Here is a 21,938-nt window from a genome sequence, read left to right as displayed (position 1 = left end):
GCATAAGATCTTCCTACTGCTTGACCAATATAAACGTTCGGCATCGTTTAAACTATCGCTCGTTCCTCTGAAAACGTTCCTTGATTTTCATCAGCCTCTCAAGAACATCCTCTTCATCAATGGCCATGTCATACAATTGGTGAGTAAGCTGGAGACCTTGATCGTTGGCAAGGGCTTTTTTCCATGTGTGCGACACAATCGAATGAGTAAGATGTCTTACAAAGCGAGGTGCCTGCATGATCATCTCTGCCAGTTCCCACGCACGTGGAAGAAGCTTTTCACGAGGCAGTACCTCACTAACCAGACCGAGGTCTAATGCCGCTTGTGCATTAATATTCATACCCGTGTATGCGCAAAATGCCGCTTTCTTGATTCCCAGTATATTTTGAAGTGCTAAGACGATTCCATCTCCAGGCGGTACACCGCCTAGGTAATGAGCATCGAAAAACTCTGTGCCTTCAGCACAAATGGTAATATCACAAAGCGTTCCCATTTGCCAGTGTGAGCCTGTACCATTGATCACCCCAATTGTGGGGATGTCGATGCAATAGATCATATTTTCAATCATTCTCAACGATTCATGATATAATTCCAGTTTCCGGTTATTCGGCCAATCCATGAATTTTGTTGTCCAGACTTCAGGATTGCCTATTTGCCACAAATCTCCTGTCCCTGTAAGGATCATCACCTCATTTTCAGGGTCACGGCCAACATCTGACCATACATTGCCATATGCAGTTTGGGTCGCCCAGTCAAATTGAAGAGGTCCCCCGCGAGTGTGCATACGCACTTCGAGTATGCCGTCACGGCGAGTCATGAAGAACAAGTCCTTGTACTTCTCCGAATATTTTTCGAATCTTGTAGGTCCCGCCATATCTCTATTGAACTTCGTTGCCCATTAGACGTCCTTGCATCTTCATCAGTCTCTCAAGAGCACCTTCTTCATCAATAGCCATATCGAACATTTGGTGAGCAAGCTGGAACCCTTGATCACTGACCAAGGCTTGTTTCCATGGACGGGATATAATTGAATGTGAGAGATGTCTCGTTGAACGTGGTGCCTGCATGATCATCTCCGCAAGTTCCCAAGCACGTGGAAGGAGCTTTTCGCGGGGGAGGACTTCACTAACTATGCCTAGGTCCAATGCGGTTTGACCATTGATATTCTTGCCAGTGTAAGCGTAATATGCTGCTTTCTTGAAACCTATCATGTTCTGCAGCGTGAGTAACATTCCATCTCCGGGAGGTGTGCCTCCCAGAAAATGAGGATCAAAAAAGTCCGCGTCTTCTGTACAAATAGTAATATCACAGAGAGTTGCGAGTTCACAATGCGTTCCCGGCCCATTGATCGCCCCTATTGTGGGGATGTCAATGCAGAATATCAAATTTTCAAGCAGTCTCAGCGATTCATGATACTGTTCGAGCTTCTTTTGCTTCGGCCAGTCCATAAATTTTGTATTCCAGACATCAGGGTTCCCTATTACCCATTTATCCCCTGTTCCAGAAATGATCATTACCTCGTTTTCAGGGTCACGGCCAATATCTGACCATGCATGGGACCATGCAGTATGGGCTTCCCAAGAATGTTGATACGGCCCTCCGTCGGTGTGCAACCGCACTTCAATTATTCCGTCACGACGGGTCATTAATAGAAAGTCTTTGTACTTCACCGAGTACTCTTCAAATTTTGTTGGTCCAATCATACGTCGCTCTGTCATTTCAATTCCTCCTAGTTTTGTTTAGATATTATCTATTACTTTCAAGCCAATCTCTGGCGAAAGCAGCGTATGCCGCAGCCCCTTTATAAAGTACCTCATCCGAGAACATCGTCTTTGGATGGTGCATAGGGTAACCATAACCTTCTTCGGTATTGCCTGCGTTAATAAACACTGAGGTACTTGGCACCGCTTGTGATACAAATGCGAAGTCTTCTGATCCCATTAATTTACCACCGGGTATCAATTGTGTTATACCGATAAAGGAACTGGCGCCAAAAGTGTTGGCAATAGTAGTTCTCATTTGATGGTTCAGCCCGCTTTCCGTTTTCACCTCAGGACAGCCCCTGGTATAAATCACATCCACCTTTGCATGAAAAGTTACTCCAATACCTGCAGAAATTTCGTGGATACGGGTTTCCATTTCATCCCGCAATGCGGCGTTAAATGTGCGTACGCTGCCTTTCATTCTGGCAGTATCGGGAATCACGTTGTTTGTACTTCCACCTTCCATCACTCCAATTGTAAGAACTGCACTCTCCATTGGCGAAATTTCACGGCTTACGATCCCCTGCAGCGCCAGATGAAGATGAGCAGCTACATTTAATGGGTCTACTGCGGCACTAGGCATCGCTCCATGTGCGCCCCTTCCGCGGATGATTACTTCGAACCAATCAGAAGAAGCTGAAATCGCTTCTCCGGCCTCAGGCACTACAAATTGCCCGGCAGGAATTGGCATTCCAGTCAACACGTGAAGCATCATGGCTGCATCCACTTTAGGATTTTCGAGAATCCCATTCTCAAGCATCATCTTTGCCCCGTGCAGAGTCTCTTCACCCGGCTGAAACATAACCCGCGAAGCTGCTCTTCGTTTGCCTTCAGGATCTCCGCAGCTCCCAACAGCATGGAAGTATGCAAGTCATGACTGCATGCATGCATGTTTCCATTCAACGACGCAAAAGAAATATCCGTTTCTTCTTGAATGGGCAGCCCATCCATATCCGCACGAATAAGAATCACCTTCCCGGCATGTTGTCCGCCGATCGTAACCGTTAGACCTGATTCTCCTACGGGAGTGGGCTTAAGACTCATCGACTCCAACACCTCTTTTACGTAGGCAGTTGTCCTGGGCAAACTTAAATCAAGTTCCGGAATCGCATGCAGATGATGCCTGTACATGACCAATTTTTCCTGCAGCTGATGGGCCATACTCAAAAAGTCTCCAGCTTCTTCAATCACAATGAACATCTCCCAAAACACAAATTGAATGAACGTAAGAACAGAGTAAACATCCCCCCCTTCTTATTTTAAGACTTTTTAAGAACAATTTTATCGTACTTTTAAATTTATTAAATGTAAAGAGAAAATAAGACATTTTAAGAACGCTTTTTTTTGGAGGCTACCGGAACATTGAAATATCACATTTATTGTGATATAACTCTTTTGATTGAACTGTTTATGAAAGGAATCTACCATGAAAATCAAGCTGGGTATTATCACGCCTGAGACCCATATGGACTATTTCCGCGCCATTGAAGAAGAAATGCGGTCGGTATGTCAGTTCCGTTTTCTTACGATCAACAACTTCCGGGAAACAAAAGACATATATCTTAAAAACTTAGGTTCGGTAGATGGATTTGTTATCAGTGGCAGGATGCTTTACGAGTCAATTGATAAGGAATGCTTGGATGAAAAAGTACCTATTCACATTTTGCAGGATAATGAAAACCTTCTATATAGGGAACTTTTCCGGCTACTGGTTACATATCCTGAGCTTGATATATCTAGGATCTATGTGGATTATGCGTATATTATCGATTCTTTCAGTGAATTCCAACAATACCTGACTCATGAGGGAAAGCCCATTAACAACGACGATCTGCTCGAACGGGTGGAAACAATGCTCGAAAACCATATCACTCTGTGGGAAGATAAGAAAATAGACCTGTCCATCACGGCGTTCGGCCACTTTGTTCCAGAACTCAAAAAGCACGGAGTCAGATATATCTTAATCCGGCCCACTTTGGAAAACGTTAAAGAAACCATAAGAGAGATCATCAACGAGATTACCATCCTCAAGCTTAAGAGTCAGAGGGCAGTTGTCGCATGCTTATCGACCAAAACGGCGGAACCGCCATCTGAAGAGCAGCTTCATGAGCTAAAGGTCCTTGTCGGCAGATTTCTGCGCAGCGTGAATCTGGCAGACACGGCCCAAATTTCGGAAGGCTTTGTCAGACTATACACCACCTATGGAAATTTCATGAAAATCACCTCTAACGCGCATAACTGCACCCTGCTGGAGTATCTGGAAGAGCGCATAAGCGACAAGGTGAAGATCGGGTGGGGCTCAGGGCATGAATATTTTCAAGCTAACATTAACGCCACCAAAGCTCACAGACAGGCGGAAGCCTTTACGGGCAGCTGCAGCTTTTTTATAAACGAGGATCAGAAGGTTATCGGCCCAATGCGGAGCATGAATGTCATACAGTTCTCTGAACAGGGGGACCCGGAAATCATCGCGTTAGCCAAAACTATCGGAATAAACAACATTAACTTGCAAAAAATCATGTCCTACGCAGAAATCATGAGAACAAATAAATTATCCTCTGAGGATGTTGCTCAATGCCTGTCCATGACCGTCAGAGGTGCAAACCGTATCCTTAACAAAATTGAAGAAAGTAAATACGTACAAACGGTATTTGAAAAACGAGACAACAGTAAAGGGCGACCAAAAAAATACTACGAACTGTTGTTTCTCGACAAAGAAGGGCGCAAATTAAGCAGATGACACGCATTGTTACGTTTGCCATTTCGACTTTAAATTAATGGCAAAAAAGGCACATTTTCAAAACTGAAAACGTGCCTTTTTTGCGCTTAATTTACCAAGTCAAATCACTTATGATCGATTCATTTAAACCCTATCTATCAGACAGCTCTCAAAACCCGCTTATCCTGTGAGACAGTCCCAACCGCGCCTGTTCGTTGAACAGCTTGTGGTTGAGTGATTACCACACCGTTACGTCAGAACTCCCACTACTTTGATACCCCTCTGTTGCTAACACCTGGTAAGACCAGCTATTCCCCAGATTCATTCCTTTGCTCGCCCATGCTTTCACGTGGTTGCTGAAAGTGATCGTGGAGTTACCCCCGGTCGGTCTCTTCGACTGTCGAACACTCCAGTACTGAATAAACGTCGTTTTTTCGCCTTCAATGGAAGGGGCGTCGTATCGCATTGTTGTGTAGATGTCATATGTGCCCCCATCACTGGTCACCGTACCTTTATACGTTCCGGTAGGTCGATAAGTCCCCCAGCTATCAACGACATAATATTCGATGAGTGAGTTTTTCGTCCACCCGTAGAGAGCCAAGTATCCATTACCGGACGGCGCCCAGACACCGGCATTGTAGTTAATCGTTCTGTTTGGCGATCCAGTAGTCCAGCCTTTGCCGACAACAAAATTCCCGGTATCCTTCCATGTTACGCTGTAATTACCGCCTGATCCATTAACAGCATTGACCGTCCCACCGCCATCGGTCCAATTTTGCCAATAGTCTGTCGCTGCACTTGAGGTTGTTGCAAACAACCCAAAACTCATGGAAGCTGCAAGAACTACCGTCATCATTTTCTTACTAAAATTAAACATAATCTACCTCCTAAAATTTTTGTGTTTGTCCCATACACCTGCTTGTTAGTTGATTCTGTTTGTAACACATCTCTTATCTGTGCATATCCCGTTTTTTTACTTTTACCTCCCTTATGTGTAAATTATAGAATGATAGCGTTTGCATATAAACCTAGCAAATTAAAGCTTTAACTCTATTATGTTTAGCTCTCTTTGAATTTTATAGAATAATTCCAGTATTACAGCGATGGGAAGCACCACCCGACAGCGTAGTGGCGCCTCATGTACATTTTTAACTCAGCTTATATACTAAAAAAACTTTATGCAAATAACGCATAAATCTCAATATGCATCCATCACATGCTGTAAAATGTGCTTGGGTGATTAGCAGTGCTGATGAGAATTCTCGATTCACGTGAGGACAAACACTTAACTTTTCATAGGAGGTATGATAAAAAATGATTTTGGAGGATATGTATTATGGGAATTGGCGTCCCAGTGAACAGATAAATTCAACCGACCCTGAATCTCAAAAAGTGAATCAAAAAATTAGTGATCTCATGGAGATGTTGAAAAGCAAATTACCAGCAGTCGAGTTTGAGTCAATTGAAGTCATGTTTGATTTATTAAGCGAGTCAACTTCCCTGCACTCCGTAGCAGCATTCATTCACGGGTACCGGGCGGGGGCATTAACGATGATTGAAGTATTTAGCGAGGACAAAGAAATTGTTGATCCTAATAGATAGATGATGTTGATGGAGGAGTTATGGTGGTGAACCCGCTACGCATGCAAATTACCCGTTCCGATCGCTGTTATCCCTAGATTTTTCCTCAATAAATATAAATTTAAAGGTAAGATCCGGGGATAACAAAACGAATGGAGGGGCTCACTAGCCTCTGCCTGCGCCCCCCAGCGCATTCATCAAGAACTCGTAAATTTCCAGTTCGTTGATTTTATCGCCATCGGTCACTATGTTATGCTGAACTTGCAGTCCGTTCTTGAACACGGTGAACATCCGAGCTGTCCTGTCCGCATCGATTGAAATAGGGATAGCTCCATTCTGCTGTCCGACTTCGATCCACGTTTTGGCAGTGAGGATAGATGCTTCATGATAACGTTTCAGAATTCCTGCCACGGCGGGCTTATCCTGTTGGCTGAGTAGATAGATAAAAATCAGGCTGGTAGCGCTGTTCCCACTGCCGATGTTACGAAGCCGTTCAGTTAAGGTGTTAAGCGGGGACTTGATTCCTTCTGGTCCTGCGGGAGTCCGGGCGACAGATTCAAAAAAACGCTGATTGGTTTTCTCCATTCCCGCCTCCAGAATCATACCGAACAATTCATCTTTGCTTTTGACATAATGGTAAATGGCTCCTTTAGTCAGTCCGCTGCGATCCGCAATATCCTGTAGTGTCGTCGCCCGACAGCCTTTCTCCATAATCATCTCTTCGGCAATCTCAAGCAGCTTTTTTAGACTGTCGTTCATCGCTTTGTCTTGCATAATCTTTTACCTCCCGGTTGTCTGTCTTTTTATTCGTTTAATGAAACCAATATTCCACCAGATCGTCAAACCAATAATCACGTAAGTGAAGAACGAGGATACGGCCAGAAAGGTCGGTATGGACAACGAGTATACCAGCACTACTTTGATGAAGGCTTCCAGCAGCAGGCTGAGTCCCCACACCGCCGTTATCAGGCGGAAATTAAAGCGATAGCGGGGAAGTTTCTCCCATTTATCGTTCATCTGAGGATTATGGCCTGTGAATCTTTCCGCAAAATAATAAATTAATGGTCGCCCAAAGAGCAGCGAACCTAGAAACACCACCCCCATAATACCGGTCACATAAGACTCCCGTAGCAGAATAAAGCGTTCATCACCGCCCAAGAGAACGGCCACGACGCCAAGAATCAGACCAAGAAAAATAAAGCCAGAGAACACATCTGCTTTACGGGTCCGTATAAGGCTGTAGATCGAGTCGCATAGTGGTACAAGAGCAGCGATAGACAGAGCCACCACACTGCTCGTATACGGAATTAGCAGGCGATAAGTCAAATAAGGCAATACAAGATTGATGATTAACGTAAAGATGATTTCGTTGCGAGATTTATTCATGATCGACTCATCCTCTCATCATTTAAAACCTACCTTCGGTAGGTATCTTTTATTTTACATACCTTCGGTAGGTATGTAAAGATTAAAAAATAATAATACCTGACGTCATGACTTTTTACATAAGAATCATTAAGGTTTTTTACTCCTTGTTAAACCAGCTTTTTGAGAGCTTACATTCTATATTTCCTCATGTTGCTACACGTTTCGCATACCCTACAACTACAAAAAAAGGAGATGGCGCTTGCCATCTCCCTTGCTTTTATTCTTCTCCCACACTTCCTGCTTAATAACTTGTTGCGGCACAGGTTGTCGGTGAGCGGAGCGGGCAGAATTGTTCTGAAGAAGCATGTGCGTTCGAAAGAACAATCTGCACGCGCAGCGCCTCCCCGACACACACTCTAACAAGCAACTATTTTTTTAAGCCTCCACCCGATTCAAAAATACCTTCGTCCGCTCCAGCTGCGGATTTCCAAAAATCTGCTCTGGTGTACCGGATTCCGCGATTTCTCCATTATCCATAAAAATGACACGATCCGCCACATCTCTCGCAAAATTCATCTCGTGGGTCACGATGACCATCGTCATATGTTCCTCAGCCAGCTTTTTGATAACTCGCAGCACCTCACCCGTCAGCTCGGGATCAAGGGCCGAGGTCGGCTCGTCGAACAGTAAAATATCAGGGTTCATCATCATTGCCCGGGCAATCGCCACACGCTGCTTCTGTCCCCCCGACAGTCGGGATGGATACGCATCTGCTTTATCTGCCAATCCGACTTTAGCCAGCAACTCAGCGCTTTGGCGACGCAGTTCAGCCTTGCTCACCTTTTTCACCAGCTTCGGAGCCAGCTCCAGATTATCCTGCACCGTCAAGTGAGGGAACAAATTAAAATGCTGGAACACCATGCCCATCCCGGTGGTAATGCCCTTAATGTCACCTGCCGGAGCGTACTGGCCGTTTTCCACCAGTGCTTTATCATGAATGCGGATCGTTCCGCCCGTCACATCTTCCAGGTGTACCAAACTACGGAGCATGGTACTTTTTCCTGAACCTGAAGGACCGATGACGGCTACAACCTCGCCCGCTTTAACGTTAAAGCTCACTCTTTTCAGAACGTCGAGCTTGCCGAACGATTTTTTCAAATCGGTAACTTCTATTGCATTAGTATTCATATCCCGACATTCCTTTTACTCGAATTTAAAACGTTTTTCCAGCGCCCTGAAGAATAGCGTCAGCACCAAAGCTAACAACAAATAAATAACCGCCGCTACAACATAAGGTACAATCGAGAAATCACGGTTTACAGCCGTATTGGCAAAATGCAGTAGTTCTGGTACCGCTACTGCATACAGTAGTGCCGTATCTTTTACCAGTGTTGTCGCCTCATTGGTTACCGCAGGCAAAGCAATCCGTACCATTTGCGGCACAATGACTCTAATCAGCGTCTGCGACTTGCTCAAGCCCAGCACTTGCGAAGCCTCGTATTGCCCTTTATCAATCGACAACATCCCACCTCTAAAAATTTCTGCAAAATAAGCCGCATAATTCAGTACAAATGCCAGTACCGCAGCCGTTGTCCGGTCCATTACCAGATACTCCCCAATGACAGGCAGCATCGGCAGACCAAAACAAAAGAACAATAATTGCAGCAATAGCGGCGTGCCGCGTATAACATAAATGTACGTATGCATCAGCCAGGCGATTGGCTTAATCCGGCTTTTGGCCAGTAACGTAACGATAAAACCCAATGGAATAGACAAGATGAGCGTGATGAAAAATAAAATAACCGTCATCTGTGCCCCTTCAAGCATAGGCTTCATAATTCGTAAAATATATTCCATACTCATAACCTTCGACTCCTAAACCCTTAGTTCAATACACTACGTATTAATTTAATACTTTATCTTCACCAAACCACTTTTTCGAAATTTCAGCAGCTTTTCCGTTCTTGTGCAACTCATCCAATGCGGATTGCAGCTGCGTCAACAGCTCTTCATTCCCTTTTTTCACACCGATGCCGTATTCCTCAGGGGCCAATGATTCATCAAGCAGCTTATATGTCCCTTGTTCCTTCGACATATAGTATTTGGCGACGACCTCATCAATGACAACCGCATCCAGACGTCCGGTTTTCAAGTCCGTTAAAGCGAGAACATTATCCGGGTACTCGGACACAGGCTTCAACTTGCTTTTGATCGGATTCGCATCCAATGCATCGGCTGCTGAAGACAGCGTCTGGAGTCCGACCGTTTTGCCCGCCAGATCAGCCAGCTTGGAAAGACTGGAAGTAGCCGGAATGACAATCACCTGACTGTTTTTCAGATATGGCTTCGTAAACAGCACTTTTTCCTTACGCTCATCCGTAATGGTGTATCCATTCCAAATGAGATCAATACGTCCGCTGTTCAGCTCGGATTCTTTGGCAGACCAGTCAATCGGCTGAAATTCCACCTGTTTACCCATTTGTTCCCCGGCCGCTTTCGCATAATCAATATCAAAGCCGGTCAGCTCGTTATTTTCATCTCTAAAGCCCATCGGGGCGAATTTATCATCAATTCCAATAATCAATTTACTGTCATCCTTACCGCCGGAACATCCGGCCAACACGATCATCATCAATCCAATTAACATCGTAAACATGGCTGCTTTTCTCATCTTATTCCCCTCCAACAATGATGACCCCCGTATCCAAGAACAGGTGGCAAACGCTTTAGCTCGTTAACACGTTATCAGAGTATCATCATAACACACCGCAGGATACTCGTCGAGAGGAATAAGCGGAATCTTAGCCTTATATAAATGGAAAACCTGTGACGAAAATTTGACCGATGTTCTATAATGTAAAACCTTACCTTGACATGTCACCTAAACCGTCTTATTATTTCCTAGTATTCTTATATACTTTTATTTATTTTAAAATTTCAGCAGCAATAGTATGTAAATCAGCTTGATAGACAGGAGAAATAAAGCCCCATGTACATTTTAAAGCGTCTTTTTACGATGTTCATAACGTTGTGGATTATCGTCACTTTAACGTTTATCATCATGCACATCATTCCGGGTGATCCATTCTCGAACGATTCCAAAACCATCCCGGAAGCGGTATTACAGAACATGCGTGCCAGGTACAATCTAGACAAGCCGCTCGCTGTGCAGTATGTGTTGTATCTAAAAAATCTGCTAGTGCTGGATATGGGCCCGTCTATTCAATCGAAAACGACGGACGTCAATATGCTCATCGCCCGAGGTTTTCCACCTTCTGCATTGCTGGGTATTCAATCCATCGTAGTCGCGATTATTGCCGGTATTTCGCTCGGAACACTAGCTGCTCTGCACCATAATCGACCACTGGATTATATCTCGATGTTTATCGCCATTGTTGGTATTTCCGTACCCAGCTTCATATTGGCACCGCTGTTAATCAAGTATGTTGCCGTCCAATGGCACCTGCTTCCGGTCGCCTCATGGGGAACCTGGCAGCATACGGTGCTCCCGTCGCTAGCTCTCGCTGTTTCACCTCTTGCCGTTATCGCCCGCTTTATGCGGACGAGTATGTTGGAAGTTATGCATGAGGAGTATATACGCACTGCCAAAGCAAAAGGGTTGTCCTCTTGGGCAGTAGTCATTCGTCACGGATTACGCAACGCGTTGATTCCGGTGCTGTCCTTTATCGGACCGCTATTCGCTTCCGTTATTACAGGTACCTTTGTCGTTGAAAAAATATTCGCCATTCCCGGCATCGGTAAATACTTCGTAGACAGTATCTTTAACCGGGATTATCCAGTGATTATGGGGACGACCATTTTCTACAGTGCCATTCTGGTCGTTACTTTATTTTTAATTGATATATCCTATCGCCTTGTCGATCCGCGAATCAAATTAGACAGCAAAGGAGATTAACATGAAAGCAGCACCTACTGTCGAAAAGGACAGCCTGTTTAGTCTTGTAGACCGCAGCCAGATCCCCACCCCCACGTTGACCAGACCCAAAGAATCACCCTGGCGGGATCGGCTACGCAGACTTTTTAACAACAAGCTTGCTCTGTTGGGGCTTTCTCTACTTATTATTATTATTGTGCTGGCGATTGTTGGACCTTCCATGGTTCCTTATGCACCGAGTGATCAATCCCTTTTGAAGACGAATCTTTCTCCTTCGGGAGAGCACTGGTTTGGCACGGATGATCTAGGGAGGGACGTATGGGCACGGACATGGGCCGGAGCTAGAATTTCACTCATGATCGGCTTTGCCGCTGCTGCCATTGATTTGGTGCTTGGCATTCTTGTCGGCTGTGTTGCTGGCTATTGTGCTGGGCACGGTAAAACGGGCGACCGGATCGACAGCATTCTTATGCGTATTATTGAAATTTTGTATAGTATTCCTTATCTGCTGGTCATCATTTTGCTGCTGGTCATTATGAAGCCAGGCCTGCTCACAATGATTATTGCATTATCTATTACTGGCTGGGTCGGTATGGCCCGTGTAGTGCGTGGGCAAATCTTACAGCTGAAGCAGCAGGAATATGTGTTAGCAGCCCGTAGCTTGGGGACATCTCATTCGCGTATTATCTTCAGACATTTGCTACCAAATGTAGCGGCAATCATTATTGTAAATTTGACGTTCACTATTCCGTCGGCTATTTTTGCCGAATCGTTCCTGAGCTTTCTCGGTCTGGGGATTCAGTCTCCTTCGGCCAGCTGGGGGACGATGGCTAACGATTCACTTGGCGTTATTTTAAGCGGTCAATGGTGGCGCCTATTCTTCCCCGGGCTGATGATATCGCTCACCATGCTGGCGTTCAATACACTTGGAGACGGGCTTCAGGATGCACTTGACCCGCGCTCACAACATTAACAACAGAGAGATCCAAATTGGACAAGGAGGGGTGTCACCATGATCCGCAGCTTCACGCCTAATCGCAGGAAAAACGGAAGTTCCTTTATCGAAGTGCGCACACGCGGCATACCTGCGGGAAAGGAGGATGAATAAATCCCGGTACGGTGTACCTTATTTTTGGCATAACTAATCACAGTAATGGAGGAAAACCACGATGAAAAAAATGCATTGGATGACGATCATCTTACTTTTGGCCGTAACGGCTTTGGCTGGATGCTCTGGTACTTCGGACAAAACAGCAAGCAACGACCCGTCCGCTACGCCTCAAGCAGATATCCCGCAAGAAATTACTGCCAATCTGGCAGGTGGAGAGCCTTATACGCTAGACCCTGCTTTCGCATCAGATACAACGTCCTACTTTGTGATTGATAACTTGTACGAAGGGCTGTATACATACGATAAGGCCGGTAAAATCGTAGAAGGCGCTGCCAGCAAAGTAGATGTATCTCCTGACGGCAAAACCTACACCTTTACTATCCGTGACGGTGCAAAATGGTCGAATGGTGACACGCTGACAGCTAAGGATTTTGAATACTCCTGGAAACGGGTACTGAATCCGAAAACAGCTGCCTACGATCCTTCTGCCCTCTACTACATCAAAGGTGCCGAAGCGTACAACACAGGCAAAGGTAAAATTGAAGACGTGGGTGTTACAGCCAAAGATGATAAAACTCTTGTAGTTGAGCTGAAATCACCGCTGAGCTTCTTCCCAACGATCGCTGTGGGTCATGCCTATCTGCCAGTAAACCAATCGGTTGTTGAGAAAAATGACAAATGGGCAGCAGAAGCGGGCACAATTGTCGGCAACGGTGCGTATGTAGCTAAGGAATGGAAACATAACGAACAAATTACGCTGGAGAAAAACGATCAATTCTGGAACAAAGATGCCATTACAATGACAACGATTAACTTTAAAATGGTCCAAGACTCCACAACTTATTATCAAATGTATAAAACAGGCGATCTGGACCTGATTTTGAGCCTTCCCGTAGATACACTGGATCAGGAAAAGAGCAACAAGGAATTCCTGTCGCATCCATCTTTCAGTGTGTACACCTATTCTTTTAACGTAAAACAAAAGCCGTTTGACAATAAAAAAATCAGACAGGCCATTTCCTACGCGATTGACCGCGAAGCACTGGCTACCAGCGTAACCAAAGGTGGCGAAACTCCGGCTTACGGTTATGTTCCATACGGAACAACAACGCCATCCGGCAAGGACTTCCGTGATGAAGCACCGAAAAAATACTATGAGTTTGACGCTGCAAAAGCAAAACAATTGCTGGCCGAAGGTCTGAAAGAAGAAGGTTTGACCAAGCTGCCACCAGTCACCTTTAAATACAACACTTCGGACAAGCATAAAAAAGTAGCTGAAGCGATTCAGGAAATGCTGAAAACAAACCTGGGTGTTGAAGTGACGCTGGAGAATCAGGAATGGAAAACGTACATTGATACCTTTAAACAAAAGAACTTCCAGATCGCCCGTATGGGCTGGGAAGGAAACTTCCTGGATCCACTCGGCGTATTGGGGCATTATACTTCCAAAAATTCGAACAACTTTACCAACTGGAGCAACCCGGAGTATGACAAACTGATCGAATCTTCAACCTTTGAGCTTGATCCGGCAAAACGCTTTGAACAGCTCCATCAGGCAGAAGACGTATTAATGGAAGATCTGCCGATTATTCCGATCCAGTTCTCTGCGGACACCGCATTAATCAGTCCTAAGATTCAAGGTATCGTATTTGATGCTCGTTCGAACCCAGACCTGCGCTTTGCGAAACGGGTCGAAAAATAATGATTTTACGTTTCGGGATCACTGCCCTGATTGTCGGTACTTTAGGATTTTTGTACGCCACCCCCCATCTTTTGTATGGTCGTGAAAACATGGGTACTGCAAATCTGCTATTCCTGTTGGGGTTGCTGGGCTTGGTGATCGGTGCAATCTTCCACGTTCTGCAAAGCGGTTTTTTAACCCTCTTCCTGCGGGGATTTACCGACATCAGACAGTTGTTCATTCGTCAATCCAAAGCATTACGAGAGGAAAATGAGCGTTTGCGTTCCGATGAATCTCTGTCAGCCTGGAAAACATCCATGTTCCGCCACCTCAAGGTATATACTTCGGGGTGCGGGGCGGGGCTTATCCTTTGCTCGATGATATTAATGGGAATAAGTTAGTTAGGCATATGAAAGCTTTTTCGCGGTTGGTGGGCGCTGCGCGTGCAGATTGTTCTTCCGATCGCCACGCTTCTTCAGAACAATTCTGCCCGCTCCGCTGGTACCCGCCGTAGAGCTTCCATACGTTTTAGAGGTGTGTAAAGAAAAGAGAGAGTTCCGCGGAGCTAGTTCGTGGGACTCTCTCTTTTTTGTTTCAATAAATCTACCATCTGCGTCGTTCGTCGCCTCTCAGGGGAAAGTCGCTCAATTCTCCGAGTTGGTCATGTGCAGCTTTATAAATGCGAAGAATAGCTTGTACCTTGTTAAAATCATTGTCTTCCGGGCCGAATCCTTCCATATACATTTTTTGAATGATGTTTTGGAAGAAATCCATACGTTCGCGGACGGAATCCTGCTCGATTTGCAGTACCTCTTCAAAGCTGTGTGTCTCAGCAAAATCAGACAGCTCATCAAACTCTTGCTCCTGATATCGCTCTCCCCGAGTTTCGGGATTGAGATCAATAGAGGTGCGCAAGGTTGACAATAAAATATTTTCGCGCGCCAGCATGACATGAAAATCTTTGTTCTTAAACAGATCCGTAACGATCAGACGGCACATTTCCTTGTTCTGCAGCAGAATCCCGTCAAAAGGATGCAGCGTCCACACACCGTAGTTAAAAAATAAATTAAAATTGAAGTTGCTGCTTCCATACTGATATACAATGTTGATTTTCGATTCGTCGATGATTTCAAATGAAAATTCCAGCATGCATTCTCCTTTGGGATTCCAATATTTAACTCTATCCTATCAGAAAATGCATGATTTTCAATAAAGAATTTTATTTCACAGAATCATTTAACTCTGCAATTGAATCTGCTTTTTCGCTGCTGGCAGCCACAAGTAAATAGACAATCACACACCCTAAAATAAAGGACATCATACGCTCGCTCTCTCCTTTTGTCATTCGCTTTTTAAGAGTTTATGCACGAGAGTGCTATGTATGTTCATCATGTCCTTTATTAGCTGCTGCCAAACCAAAAAAAGACGCCTTTCGGAGTCATCCGGCGTCTTTTTAATAGATTGGGTCCTATTATTCTAAATTGTCATCAGTTCAAAAACGAGCTTAGACCCTCAGAAGAATTGCTATCCTTCAGCGTTTTGGATGGTTCTTTCCCTTCGATCCCCAAGCGTTGGCTAAGGTTGGCATTGATTGCTGTCATTTTATTTGTGTAATCATGGCAGCTTTCAATAATTTGGCGATTCGATTTTTCAGACAGATCCAAAGCAGATACCAAATCACCAATCGCCTGATTCACAGCCTCCAGTGACATAGAAGGCTTGCTAAGCAGATCTGTTGTTCTCTCGGTCGTCGTTTTGAGAAGCTTCGCATTTTCCTTGAATTGATCTTCAATGGTACGGTTGGTTGCATCGACGGCTGAAATGATTTTATCCTGATCCGCCAGCGCCATCGCGATCATAGCCGATACAGTAATCAGATTCGATGTTTTATCAATCGCATTATTTACAGAATCAATCAGTTTATCATTGTTATCATTAATAATATCTGTTGCTGCAATCGCCTGATTGTATAACAAAATCATTTCTGTCATCGACTGTGTACGAGTAACCACCTTGCGCAACCCCCGCTCCAGATGAGGCTTACGGTTTTCATTTTCCGGCTTGGCAATCTCGGTCTCAAACAGTTCTTTCAAGCGATTACCAAAGGCAATCTTCGTCTGTAAATTGTAGATTTCTTCAATGGAAGCCTTCTTCAACTGTCTCATGCTGACGATGTTTTCTTCCAGATTATCCTTACCATCTCTCAAGGCAGTAATGATTTTCTCGATGTTCGTCTTCACCGACTGATACTTGTAAATGTAGTTTTTTAACGGGCTTTTACGCAGAAGCTTGCCAAAAAAACTCACATTTTTGCTCTGCTGGAGCGTTTCGCATTCATCACGCAGCTTTAAGATCATATTGGATACCTCAGCCCGATCACCGGACATGAGGTCGTTTACCGGACGATCCAGCATTTTAAGGGTCTGCCCTGCACGTTCCTGCGTTTTAACCCCCAGCTTACCGATATCATCCATTAAGGTATCCAGGCCCATGACATCGCTTTGTGATACCTTCTGAATCAGCTGTGAAGCCTCCTCAGTCACCTTTTGTTCATCTTCTTTTTTCAATTCAGCCCATGGGGTCGCCATACGCTACCTCCTATTCTGAAAACAACTGTTACCCAAGTCTAATCGTTGTTATTCAGAGCAGCTATACTGCTACTTTTTTATTTTTCAAAAAATCGCCTACAATTCGGAACTGCTATATCGCTGGTGAATAAGCTCCGCTTTGCTCTGTAATTCCAACAGATCCTTATGCTCCACCGTAGATACAATTACAGATATTTTGCTGTCCACATCCCGTAATCCGTTTAATAACGTCCTCCGGTTGGTCCGTTTCGCATCGCCGCTGAGCCTAAGAAACGGATTAATCAGTCCGTTCAAATCCTTCAAAATCAATCTCCGAACCGTGTGATTCACTTCGCTGTTGTTCAGTTCATGCAAAAGTGGAATGACCCGCTGCAAACGTGCAAATAGAGCCAGCGCCTTCTCGACAATCTCGTTATCAAGCGCATCCTTCTGTCCCTCGGAGATCACCATATCCTCCAGTACCTCCAAATACTCCATCACCTGAGCAAATTCACTGCTCACCTGAACTGGTTGACGTACTTGTCCTGTCATAGACTCCGGTCGAACGGCAGCTTCCTTTTCATGCTGATGTGTCTCAGCGACCTGCTCCTGCACCACCGGAATCACGGAACCGGTCAGATTGGGGCGAGGATGACGAATAGCCATGATGGCACTGTATCCTCCCAAACCAATGATCGGAATCGCCAAACACACAAACAGTGGCAACCAAAAACTTAGTAAAAGCGCAATCAGATAGCTAACCACAGCAATCGTGGCACCCCACATTTTTGACGTCATAGCTTGTACCTCCTGACGTAAACCCTTACCATATTGTAGAAAACAATATTTGTGTGTGTCAATGTACGGATTTACGTATGGTGATTGGCTGCTCGATATGACTGGCTAAAATGTCGTATTGCGGATGAAGTGAACCTATCTCATGACCCAAAGCCGATTTCACTGCTAGATAAGGAAAATTGATACCAGACAAACATGAAACATGAAGTCCTCCGGACATCCGCGGATTGATCTCTAGCAGCTTGGCATGCTCGCCGTTATATTTTACCTGAATGTTATAATTGTACGGAATGTGATACGCCCCAGCGACCTTATGTGCCACCTCCAACAGCTCGGGATGCTGCTCCAGCAGCCGTAATCGTCCTCCTGCCTTCCTACGCGGCACCGCCGCTAGCAGCTTTCCGTTCCGGTCAGCCAGGCAGTCAATACTGTATTCGTATCCCTCCAGCAACTCCATCACCATCAGATTGGGAAATGATTCTGTGGATGACAATACGCGGTGTGCTTCCTCGAACGAAATATGATTCAGCGCATGGCCGAACAGTTCCTCCAGCGGATTACGTTCATTGTCGATGATACGAAAGCCCATTCCGCCTTCTGCATTACATGGCTTGAAGCATACCTTATGCCCACGTGCTATTAACGACTCATATGCCTGTTTAAACTGCTCGGCATTGCTGGCAATGGCATAATCGGGAATCGTGACAATATCCTTTTGACGAATGGATTCATAAAATAGATCCTTTTCCATCAGTTGCTCCAGCAGTTCGGTATCTTGGCATACCATCACTTTTGTCCCAATATCATCGAACAAATAAAGATGCTTGCTAATATCGAGCATATTCCACCGTGGGATAAAGACATCAATTCCGTGCCGCTTGCAAAAATCAGCGCAAAATTGTGCGTACTCCACACCACTGGTGCGAGGCTCTACTTCAGCCACATCACTGGCCTGTAGCGCCATGTGCTGCGGATCTGAGTGTGTTGCATAGATCTCGAACGGAATACCGTCCTCATTGTTACGAATAGCATTCATATAATGATACGCCACTGAAAACCAGCGGTTAAAATACACCTTAACCTTCTTCACAGAGCCACGTCCCCTATCTATTCTGAAAATGAAGTTTGAGCTGCGAACACAATCCGGTGTATTTCATGAACATACGCCATGATTTCGTCCGCTGCATAAACCCCCGACACTTCTGTAAAACGGTAATTGACCTCCAGCTTATCCCGCAGCTGTTCCCGATACAATTCACCATGACGGGGAGCAATCGCGTAATCGGCATAGTCCAGCAGACAACGGTCCAGCAAAGAGTCACCGGACGCAACCACAGCCCCACCATTCGTGAGATTACGGATATGCTCCACGGCTGCCTGTTTATTCACCGCCGCAGGCACCAGATATATCTTACGACCTTGAATGGATACCTCCCAGCCCATTTCACGCATGATTCGCGCCTTCTCCAGCACCTGTTCCAGCGGCATACGATCCCGTTCAATCACGAAAGCATAGAATAACTCGTCGCAAAAGCGTTCGTTTACGACCCAGTCTTCATGCAGCACCTGTCCGAACACCTGACGTGCTTCTTCCGCATGAGCACCATCACGGCGTACTTGTTCATGAATACGCCGATTCCACTCTCGATCCACCTCGCCTCCGACGATGATGTTTCCACCATTACTCGTCACGGCATATGCGGGAACCAACTCCGTCTGAAATACAGTGATTCGTCTATACTGTTCTATCGTCCGAGTCGTCACGGGCATAAACATCACATCTTCAGGCAGTGTACTTAGCAATTGCAGGGCTTGTTCAGAAATAAAAGCCGACGTCGCCCCGTCTATCTGTTCCGCAGGCAACAGACCAGAGGACTCCAGAGGTACACCAAGCGAACGTTTGGAGTAAATCAGTGTCTGATCCAGATCACTTGCGTAGATCATTCTTGTCCCCCCTTGAGCGGCTTGATAATTCCGCAGCAGGAATAAGTCAATCCTTCAAATACCTCTACAGGCACTCCACGATCCTTTGCCAGCAGCATAATATGCTGGAGATTCGGATTATCTTCGCGGTCAATCAGAATTTTCCACGGCACTCTGCGCAGCAGTACACGAGTCGTCTCCCCCACTCCGGGCTTGACCAGATTGATATCCCGAATACCAAATGCCTGCTGAATCGCCTCAATATCCCGTAAGCCCTGCCATGTCACCGCAGGCGGATTCAATGTCATTTGTTCAGCATATACAACGGCCGTTTCAGCCACGTCTTGAAAGTACCCGGATACCGTATCCACAAACGTATTGGACTGATCCACTGACCGCCAGGATTCATAAAATTTGGCCCCATGGAAATCGTCAGGGCCTATGAGATCGTCGCGTAATACCGTCCGACTCATCAAACCTGATACAGTCGAATTCAGACAAGCACTTGGAATTAAATAATCTTCTCGTGTACCAAAGGTTTCCGAACATCTGCCCGGATCGGCCAGCACCGCCAGATCATCATTTAGACGCAAACCGTAATCCGCGTTCATCTCACGACAGGCCTCAATCAATACCTGCCGAATCGCCCCTTTCCCCGTCCAGCCATCGACAAACTGAAGTTCAATCTCCAGTCCATGCTGCTGTAAGATGTATAAAATCGCATTCCGGTCAATGCCTTTGCCACGAATAATAGAAATGCTGTAATGCGGCAAGGATACGCCATACTTCCAGTCAATATAACGCTTGATCAGGATACCAATGGGCGTCCCTGCTCTGGCAAGAGAAACAATCGCCGTGTTCAGGCCTCTTTTTCTCACAATCATCTCAGCCACAGAAGCTGCCGCTAATGCAACCTTTTTGGCAGATTGGGCAAGCGTTTCGTGAAACAATGCAATATACTCTGCTGTCGGCTCGTATTCCACTGGCAGCATTTCTGAATAATGGACTCCCGACTGAATCGCCTCTTCACGATCCTCCGTCCCTTTTTCCAACGTAACCCGGCTCAAATCCTTCAATAAAAAAGTGACATCCGAGGCAGGATAACTGCCCAGCGGTTCGGGCGGATGAATGTTCTTCTGCTGTATTTGCTCCATGAGTGCTTGCTTCATATCCGCGCTCCTTTACTCTCCTGTCTAGTTAAACCGTTAAAATAAACGACATGCACTTTATCGCAGCCCAGACGGGTCAAAGCCTCCAGCATGGGGTTCATCCGCTCTGGGTCCGACTCTCTTTCCATCAAAACGAATATTTCGTCATACTGACCGGGGTCCACATTATAAATAAAATTGCGTATCGTACTGTCCTCAGGTGATGGATATGTCACACCACAGGCGACTCCATACCCTTCTTCACGGTGGGGATACACCGGGCTGCGTGTCGTCGATTGAAAATACACATTCGGGCCTAACTCTGCAGCAATCCGCATTGGAATGTACATGAATTCCCCCGTGCCCATAACCAGCGTGCGTTGCCCAGAACGAAGTTGGTTCAGTCGTTCAGCTGTACGCGTGATTTCTGCATCCAACGCTGAATTATCAGCGGATTGTAGACCAAAACGGCCTGTATATTTTAGATAAGGAGCTGTATTGGCGTACCCGTCCGTTGACATGGAGCTGTGTACTACCCGCTCAAAACCGGAAGCATCCTTTTCAAAACGGTGGTCAATTATTCCAGAAGCGTATTTATTAACCTCTGCCATGCTAGTGGCTGCATGTTCTGGGTACAAGGCCTGTGCAGCATATTCTGCGTGATCCAGTATCGGTACTCCCTGTACCTCAATCTTCCCTTTGAGCAAGCTTAAAGGCGTAATCGTAATGCCTAGCTCTGCCTCCAGATCAGTGAAAGCCTGCTCGTCGCTGTCTGTCCGCCAATCCAGTAACGAAGCAATCACATACTGTTTACGCGGAAAATGCTCCTGAATATCCCGTATGATATTAAGCGTTGTTTTTCCCGTCGTAATTTCATCATCTACCAGCACAATCGGGCCATCTCCTGCAAAAACATCTTCATCCAGTGCATAGCAACGATGATCAACAGCGTGCGAATGCTCTTCTTCAAACCGAATAATAGGCCGAAGGCCCGGAATATCCTCGCGCGTCGTATGAATATACGAGGCTCCGTCGTCAAACAACCGATACATGCTGTGTCCCAGTGCTGTAGCCGTCTCGGCAAAACCAACAAACTTGATCGGCTCCGTAAAAGCAAAAGCTAAACGTTCATCCATCAGCTTGCGGTAGGCCTCTTTCGCATAGTCCGGGTCAAGAAGTCCTCTCACGGCCTCTCCAATCAGTTCATCCATTTGTTGTCCTGCCTGCGGGACAAGTTCCTTATATAGTAGAATCGCCAGCGCCGCACCACTGAGCAGAGAAGTGTATGGGTTTACCGGAATATGCTTACCCAGCACCTTGCTGACAAACAAAAACGAACGCTTTTTATTGACCCGTGCCGCCATCGCAAACAGCTTGTCCACAG

21 protein-coding genes and 1 pseudogene are annotated in these 21,938 nt (G+C 45.7%); 6 read left to right on the top strand and 16 right to left on the bottom strand.

Annotated elements, in window-relative coordinates:
* Nucleotides 1-52: 52 nt before the first annotated feature.
* From KAI37_RS04800 to KAI37_RS04790, 3 genes and pseudogenes are all read right to left on the bottom strand, one after another.
* Entirely contained in the window at nt 53-817 is a 765-nt protein-coding gene (locus KAI37_RS04800; protein WP_258383046.1) for an enoyl-CoA hydratase/isomerase family protein, read from the bottom strand.
* Nucleotides 818-878: 61 nt separating this feature from the next.
* Nucleotides 879-1,718, bottom strand: coding sequence for an enoyl-CoA hydratase/isomerase family protein (locus KAI37_RS04795; protein ID WP_023987222.1), 840 nt, complete (start codon nt 1,716-1,718; stop codon nt 879-881).
* A gap of 28 nt (nt 1,719-1,746) precedes the next feature.
* Nucleotides 1,747-2,714: pseudogene (locus KAI37_RS04790) on the bottom strand (M20 metallopeptidase family protein).
* Nucleotides 2,715-3,189: 475 nt separating this feature from the next.
* On the opposite strand from KAI37_RS04790, the gene KAI37_RS04785 reads away from it, so the two are divergent.
* On the top strand, nt 3,190-4,503 hold the full coding sequence (locus tag KAI37_RS04785) for a hypothetical protein (RefSeq protein WP_023987220.1): 1,314 nt from the start codon (nt 3,190-3,192) through the stop codon (nt 4,501-4,503).
* Nucleotides 4,504-4,720: 217 nt separating this feature from the next.
* On the opposite strand, the gene KAI37_RS04780 is transcribed toward KAI37_RS04785, so the two are convergent.
* Nucleotides 4,721-5,359 carry a glycoside hydrolase family 11 protein gene (locus KAI37_RS04780; protein ID WP_023987219.1) on the bottom strand — a complete coding sequence of 213 codons (639 nt, stop codon included), beginning with the start codon at nt 5,357-5,359 and terminating at the stop codon, nt 4,721-4,723.
* Nucleotides 5,360-5,796: 437 nt separating this feature from the next.
* Here KAI37_RS04780 and KAI37_RS04775 point away from each other — a divergent pair, with 437 nt between their 5' ends.
* The gene (locus tag KAI37_RS04775; protein WP_220030823.1) at nt 5,797-6,084 is read left to right on the top strand and encodes a DUF6809 family protein; all 288 of its coding nucleotides are present in this window, start codon (nt 5,797-5,799) and stop codon (nt 6,082-6,084) included.
* Nucleotides 6,085-6,228: 144 nt separating this feature from the next.
* Here the strand turns inward: KAI37_RS04775 and KAI37_RS04770 are convergent, their stop codons facing one another.
* From KAI37_RS04770 to KAI37_RS04750, 5 genes are all read right to left on the bottom strand, one after another.
* Nucleotides 6,229-6,837, bottom strand: coding sequence for a TetR/AcrR family transcriptional regulator (locus KAI37_RS04770; RefSeq protein ID WP_220030822.1), 609 nt, complete (start codon nt 6,835-6,837; stop codon nt 6,229-6,231).
* Between the two features lie 6 nt (nt 6,838-6,843).
* On the bottom strand, nt 6,844-7,449 hold the full coding sequence (locus KAI37_RS04765) for a VC0807 family protein (RefSeq protein WP_053324732.1): 606 nt from the start codon (nt 7,447-7,449) through the stop codon (nt 6,844-6,846).
* A gap of 417 nt (nt 7,450-7,866) precedes the next feature.
* Nucleotides 7,867-8,619 (bottom strand): amino acid ABC transporter ATP-binding protein, encoded by a 753-nt coding sequence (locus KAI37_RS04760; protein WP_025683111.1) that lies wholly within the window; start codon nt 8,617-8,619, stop codon nt 7,867-7,869.
* Between the two features lie 15 nt (nt 8,620-8,634).
* On the bottom strand, nt 8,635-9,294 hold the full coding sequence (locus KAI37_RS04755) for an amino acid ABC transporter permease (protein ID WP_013308988.1): 660 nt from the start codon (nt 9,292-9,294) through the stop codon (nt 8,635-8,637).
* Nucleotides 9,295-9,334: 40 nt separating this feature from the next.
* Complete coding sequence (locus KAI37_RS04750) at nt 9,335-10,102, bottom strand: amino acid ABC transporter substrate-binding protein (protein ID WP_071639730.1); 768 nt, start codon at nt 10,100-10,102, stop codon at nt 9,335-9,337.
* 318 nt (nt 10,103-10,420) lie between these two features.
* Between KAI37_RS04750 and KAI37_RS04745 the strand changes: the two genes are divergently transcribed.
* The 4 genes from KAI37_RS04745 to KAI37_RS04730 all read left to right on the top strand — a co-directional run bounded on the left by KAI37_RS04745 (nt 10,421) and on the right by KAI37_RS04730 (nt 14,519).
* Nucleotides 10,421-11,347, top strand: a complete 927-nt coding sequence (locus KAI37_RS04745) for an ABC transporter permease (RefSeq protein ID WP_023987210.1) — start codon at nt 10,421-10,423, stop codon at nt 11,345-11,347.
* A 1-nt stretch (nt 11,348) separates the two neighbouring features.
* Nucleotides 11,349-12,299: an ABC transporter permease gene (locus KAI37_RS04740; RefSeq protein ID WP_076293398.1), complete on the top strand. Its 951-nt coding sequence runs from the start codon at nt 11,349-11,351 to the stop codon at nt 12,297-12,299.
* A 196-nt stretch (nt 12,300-12,495) separates the two neighbouring features.
* Nucleotides 12,496-14,139: a peptide ABC transporter substrate-binding protein gene (locus KAI37_RS04735; RefSeq protein WP_071639729.1), complete on the top strand. Its 1,644-nt coding sequence runs from the start codon at nt 12,496-12,498 to the stop codon at nt 14,137-14,139.
* Nucleotides 14,139-14,519: a DUF3899 domain-containing protein gene (locus tag KAI37_RS04730; RefSeq protein ID WP_220030821.1), complete on the top strand. Its 381-nt coding sequence runs from the start codon at nt 14,139-14,141 to the stop codon at nt 14,517-14,519. The genes KAI37_RS04735 and KAI37_RS04730 overlap by 1 nt, the downstream gene beginning before the upstream one ends.
* A gap of 202 nt (nt 14,520-14,721) precedes the next feature.
* Here KAI37_RS04730 and KAI37_RS04725 read toward each other — a convergent pair whose 3' ends face one another.
* The 7 genes from KAI37_RS04725 to KAI37_RS04695 form a co-directional block, all read right to left on the bottom strand.
* On the bottom strand, nt 14,722-15,267 hold the full coding sequence (locus KAI37_RS04725; protein ID WP_023987205.1) for a hypothetical protein: 546 nt from the start codon (nt 15,265-15,267) through the stop codon (nt 14,722-14,724).
* A gap of 338 nt (nt 15,268-15,605) precedes the next feature.
* Nucleotides 15,606-16,706, bottom strand: coding sequence for a toxic anion resistance protein (locus KAI37_RS04720; protein WP_220030820.1), 1,101 nt, complete (start codon nt 16,704-16,706; stop codon nt 15,606-15,608).
* A 96-nt stretch (nt 16,707-16,802) separates the two neighbouring features.
* The gene (locus KAI37_RS04715; protein ID WP_071639727.1) at nt 16,803-17,483 is read right to left on the bottom strand and encodes a hypothetical protein; all 681 of its coding nucleotides are present in this window, start codon (nt 17,481-17,483) and stop codon (nt 16,803-16,805) included.
* Nucleotides 17,484-17,541: 58 nt separating this feature from the next.
* Nucleotides 17,542-18,573, bottom strand: a complete 1,032-nt coding sequence (locus KAI37_RS04710) for an ATP-grasp domain-containing protein (protein ID WP_220030819.1) — start codon at nt 18,571-18,573, stop codon at nt 17,542-17,544.
* Nucleotides 18,574-18,590: 17 nt separating this feature from the next.
* Nucleotides 18,591-19,427 (bottom strand): HAD family hydrolase, encoded by an 837-nt coding sequence (locus tag KAI37_RS04705; RefSeq protein ID WP_076293393.1) that lies wholly within the window; start codon nt 19,425-19,427, stop codon nt 18,591-18,593.
* A complete protein-coding gene (locus KAI37_RS04700) occupies nt 19,424-20,575 on the bottom strand; it encodes a cysteine protease StiP family protein (RefSeq protein WP_071639724.1) in 1,152 nt (383 codons plus the stop codon). The genes KAI37_RS04705 and KAI37_RS04700 overlap by 4 nt, the downstream gene beginning before the upstream one ends.
* Nucleotides 20,572-21,918: a phosphoribosyltransferase family protein gene (locus KAI37_RS04695; protein WP_071644227.1), complete on the bottom strand. Its 1,347-nt coding sequence runs from the start codon at nt 21,916-21,918 to the stop codon at nt 20,572-20,574. Before KAI37_RS04695 ends, KAI37_RS04700 begins: the two co-directional genes overlap by 4 nt.
* Between the last annotated feature and the right edge of the window lie 20 nt (nt 21,919-21,938).

It is taken from the genome of Paenibacillus sp. S25, assembly GCF_019454085.1.
Classification (GTDB): Bacteria; Bacillota; Bacilli; order Paenibacillales; family Paenibacillaceae; genus Paenibacillus; species Paenibacillus polymyxa_B.
This window is presented reverse-complemented; position numbering and strand designations above follow the sequence as displayed.

Excerpts from the sequence above, each read along its gene's own strand:
- KAI37_RS04735 (WP_071639729.1), top strand. The coding sequence starts at position 12,496 with ATGAAAAAAATGCATTGGATGACGATCATCTTACTTTTGGCCGTAACG.
- KAI37_RS04725 (WP_023987205.1), bottom strand. The coding sequence starts at position 15,267 with ATGCTGGAATTTTCATTTGAAATCATCGACGAATCGAAAATCAACATT.
- KAI37_RS04705 (WP_076293393.1), bottom strand. The coding sequence starts at position 19,427 with ATGATCTACGCAAGTGATCTGGATCAGACACTGATTTACTCCAAACGT.
- KAI37_RS04770 (WP_220030822.1), bottom strand. The coding sequence starts at position 6,837 with ATGCAAGACAAAGCGATGAACGACAGTCTAAAAAAGCTGCTTGAGATT.
- KAI37_RS04755 (WP_013308988.1), bottom strand. The coding sequence starts at position 9,294 with ATGAGTATGGAATATATTTTACGAATTATGAAGCCTATGCTTGAAGGG.
- KAI37_RS04800 (WP_258383046.1), bottom strand. The coding sequence starts at position 817 with ATGACTCGCCGTGACGGCATACTCGAAGTGCGTATGCACACTCGCGGG.
- KAI37_RS04695 (WP_071644227.1), bottom strand. The coding sequence starts at position 21,918 with ATGGCGGCACGGGTCAATAAAAAGCGTTCGTTTTTGTTTGTCAGCAAG.
- KAI37_RS04785 (WP_023987220.1), top strand. The coding sequence starts at position 3,190 with ATGAAAATCAAGCTGGGTATTATCACGCCTGAGACCCATATGGACTAT.
- KAI37_RS04775 (WP_220030823.1), top strand. The coding sequence starts at position 5,797 with ATGATTTTGGAGGATATGTATTATGGGAATTGGCGTCCCAGTGAACAG.
- KAI37_RS04715 (WP_071639727.1), bottom strand. The coding sequence starts at position 17,483 with ATGACGTCAAAAATGTGGGGTGCCACGATTGCTGTGGTTAGCTATCTG.
- KAI37_RS04740 (WP_076293398.1), top strand. The coding sequence starts at position 11,349 with ATGAAAGCAGCACCTACTGTCGAAAAGGACAGCCTGTTTAGTCTTGTA.
- KAI37_RS04720 (WP_220030820.1), bottom strand. The coding sequence starts at position 16,706 with ATGGCGACCCCATGGGCTGAATTGAAAAAAGAAGATGAACAAAAGGTG.
- KAI37_RS04760 (WP_025683111.1), bottom strand. The coding sequence starts at position 8,619 with ATGAATACTAATGCAATAGAAGTTACCGATTTGAAAAAATCGTTCGGC.
- KAI37_RS04730 (WP_220030821.1), top strand. The coding sequence starts at position 14,139 with ATGATTTTACGTTTCGGGATCACTGCCCTGATTGTCGGTACTTTAGGA.
- KAI37_RS04765 (WP_053324732.1), bottom strand. The coding sequence starts at position 7,449 with ATGAATAAATCTCGCAACGAAATCATCTTTACGTTAATCATCAATCTT.
- KAI37_RS04780 (WP_023987219.1), bottom strand. The coding sequence starts at position 5,359 with ATGTTTAATTTTAGTAAGAAAATGATGACGGTAGTTCTTGCAGCTTCC.
- KAI37_RS04745 (WP_023987210.1), top strand. The coding sequence starts at position 10,421 with ATGTACATTTTAAAGCGTCTTTTTACGATGTTCATAACGTTGTGGATT.
- KAI37_RS04795 (WP_023987222.1), bottom strand. The coding sequence starts at position 1,718 with ATGACAGAGCGACGTATGATTGGACCAACAAAATTTGAAGAGTACTCG.
- KAI37_RS04700 (WP_071639724.1), bottom strand. The coding sequence starts at position 20,575 with ATGAAGCAAGCACTCATGGAGCAAATACAGCAGAAGAACATTCATCCG.
- KAI37_RS04750 (WP_071639730.1), bottom strand. The coding sequence starts at position 10,102 with ATGAGAAAAGCAGCCATGTTTACGATGTTAATTGGATTGATGATGATC.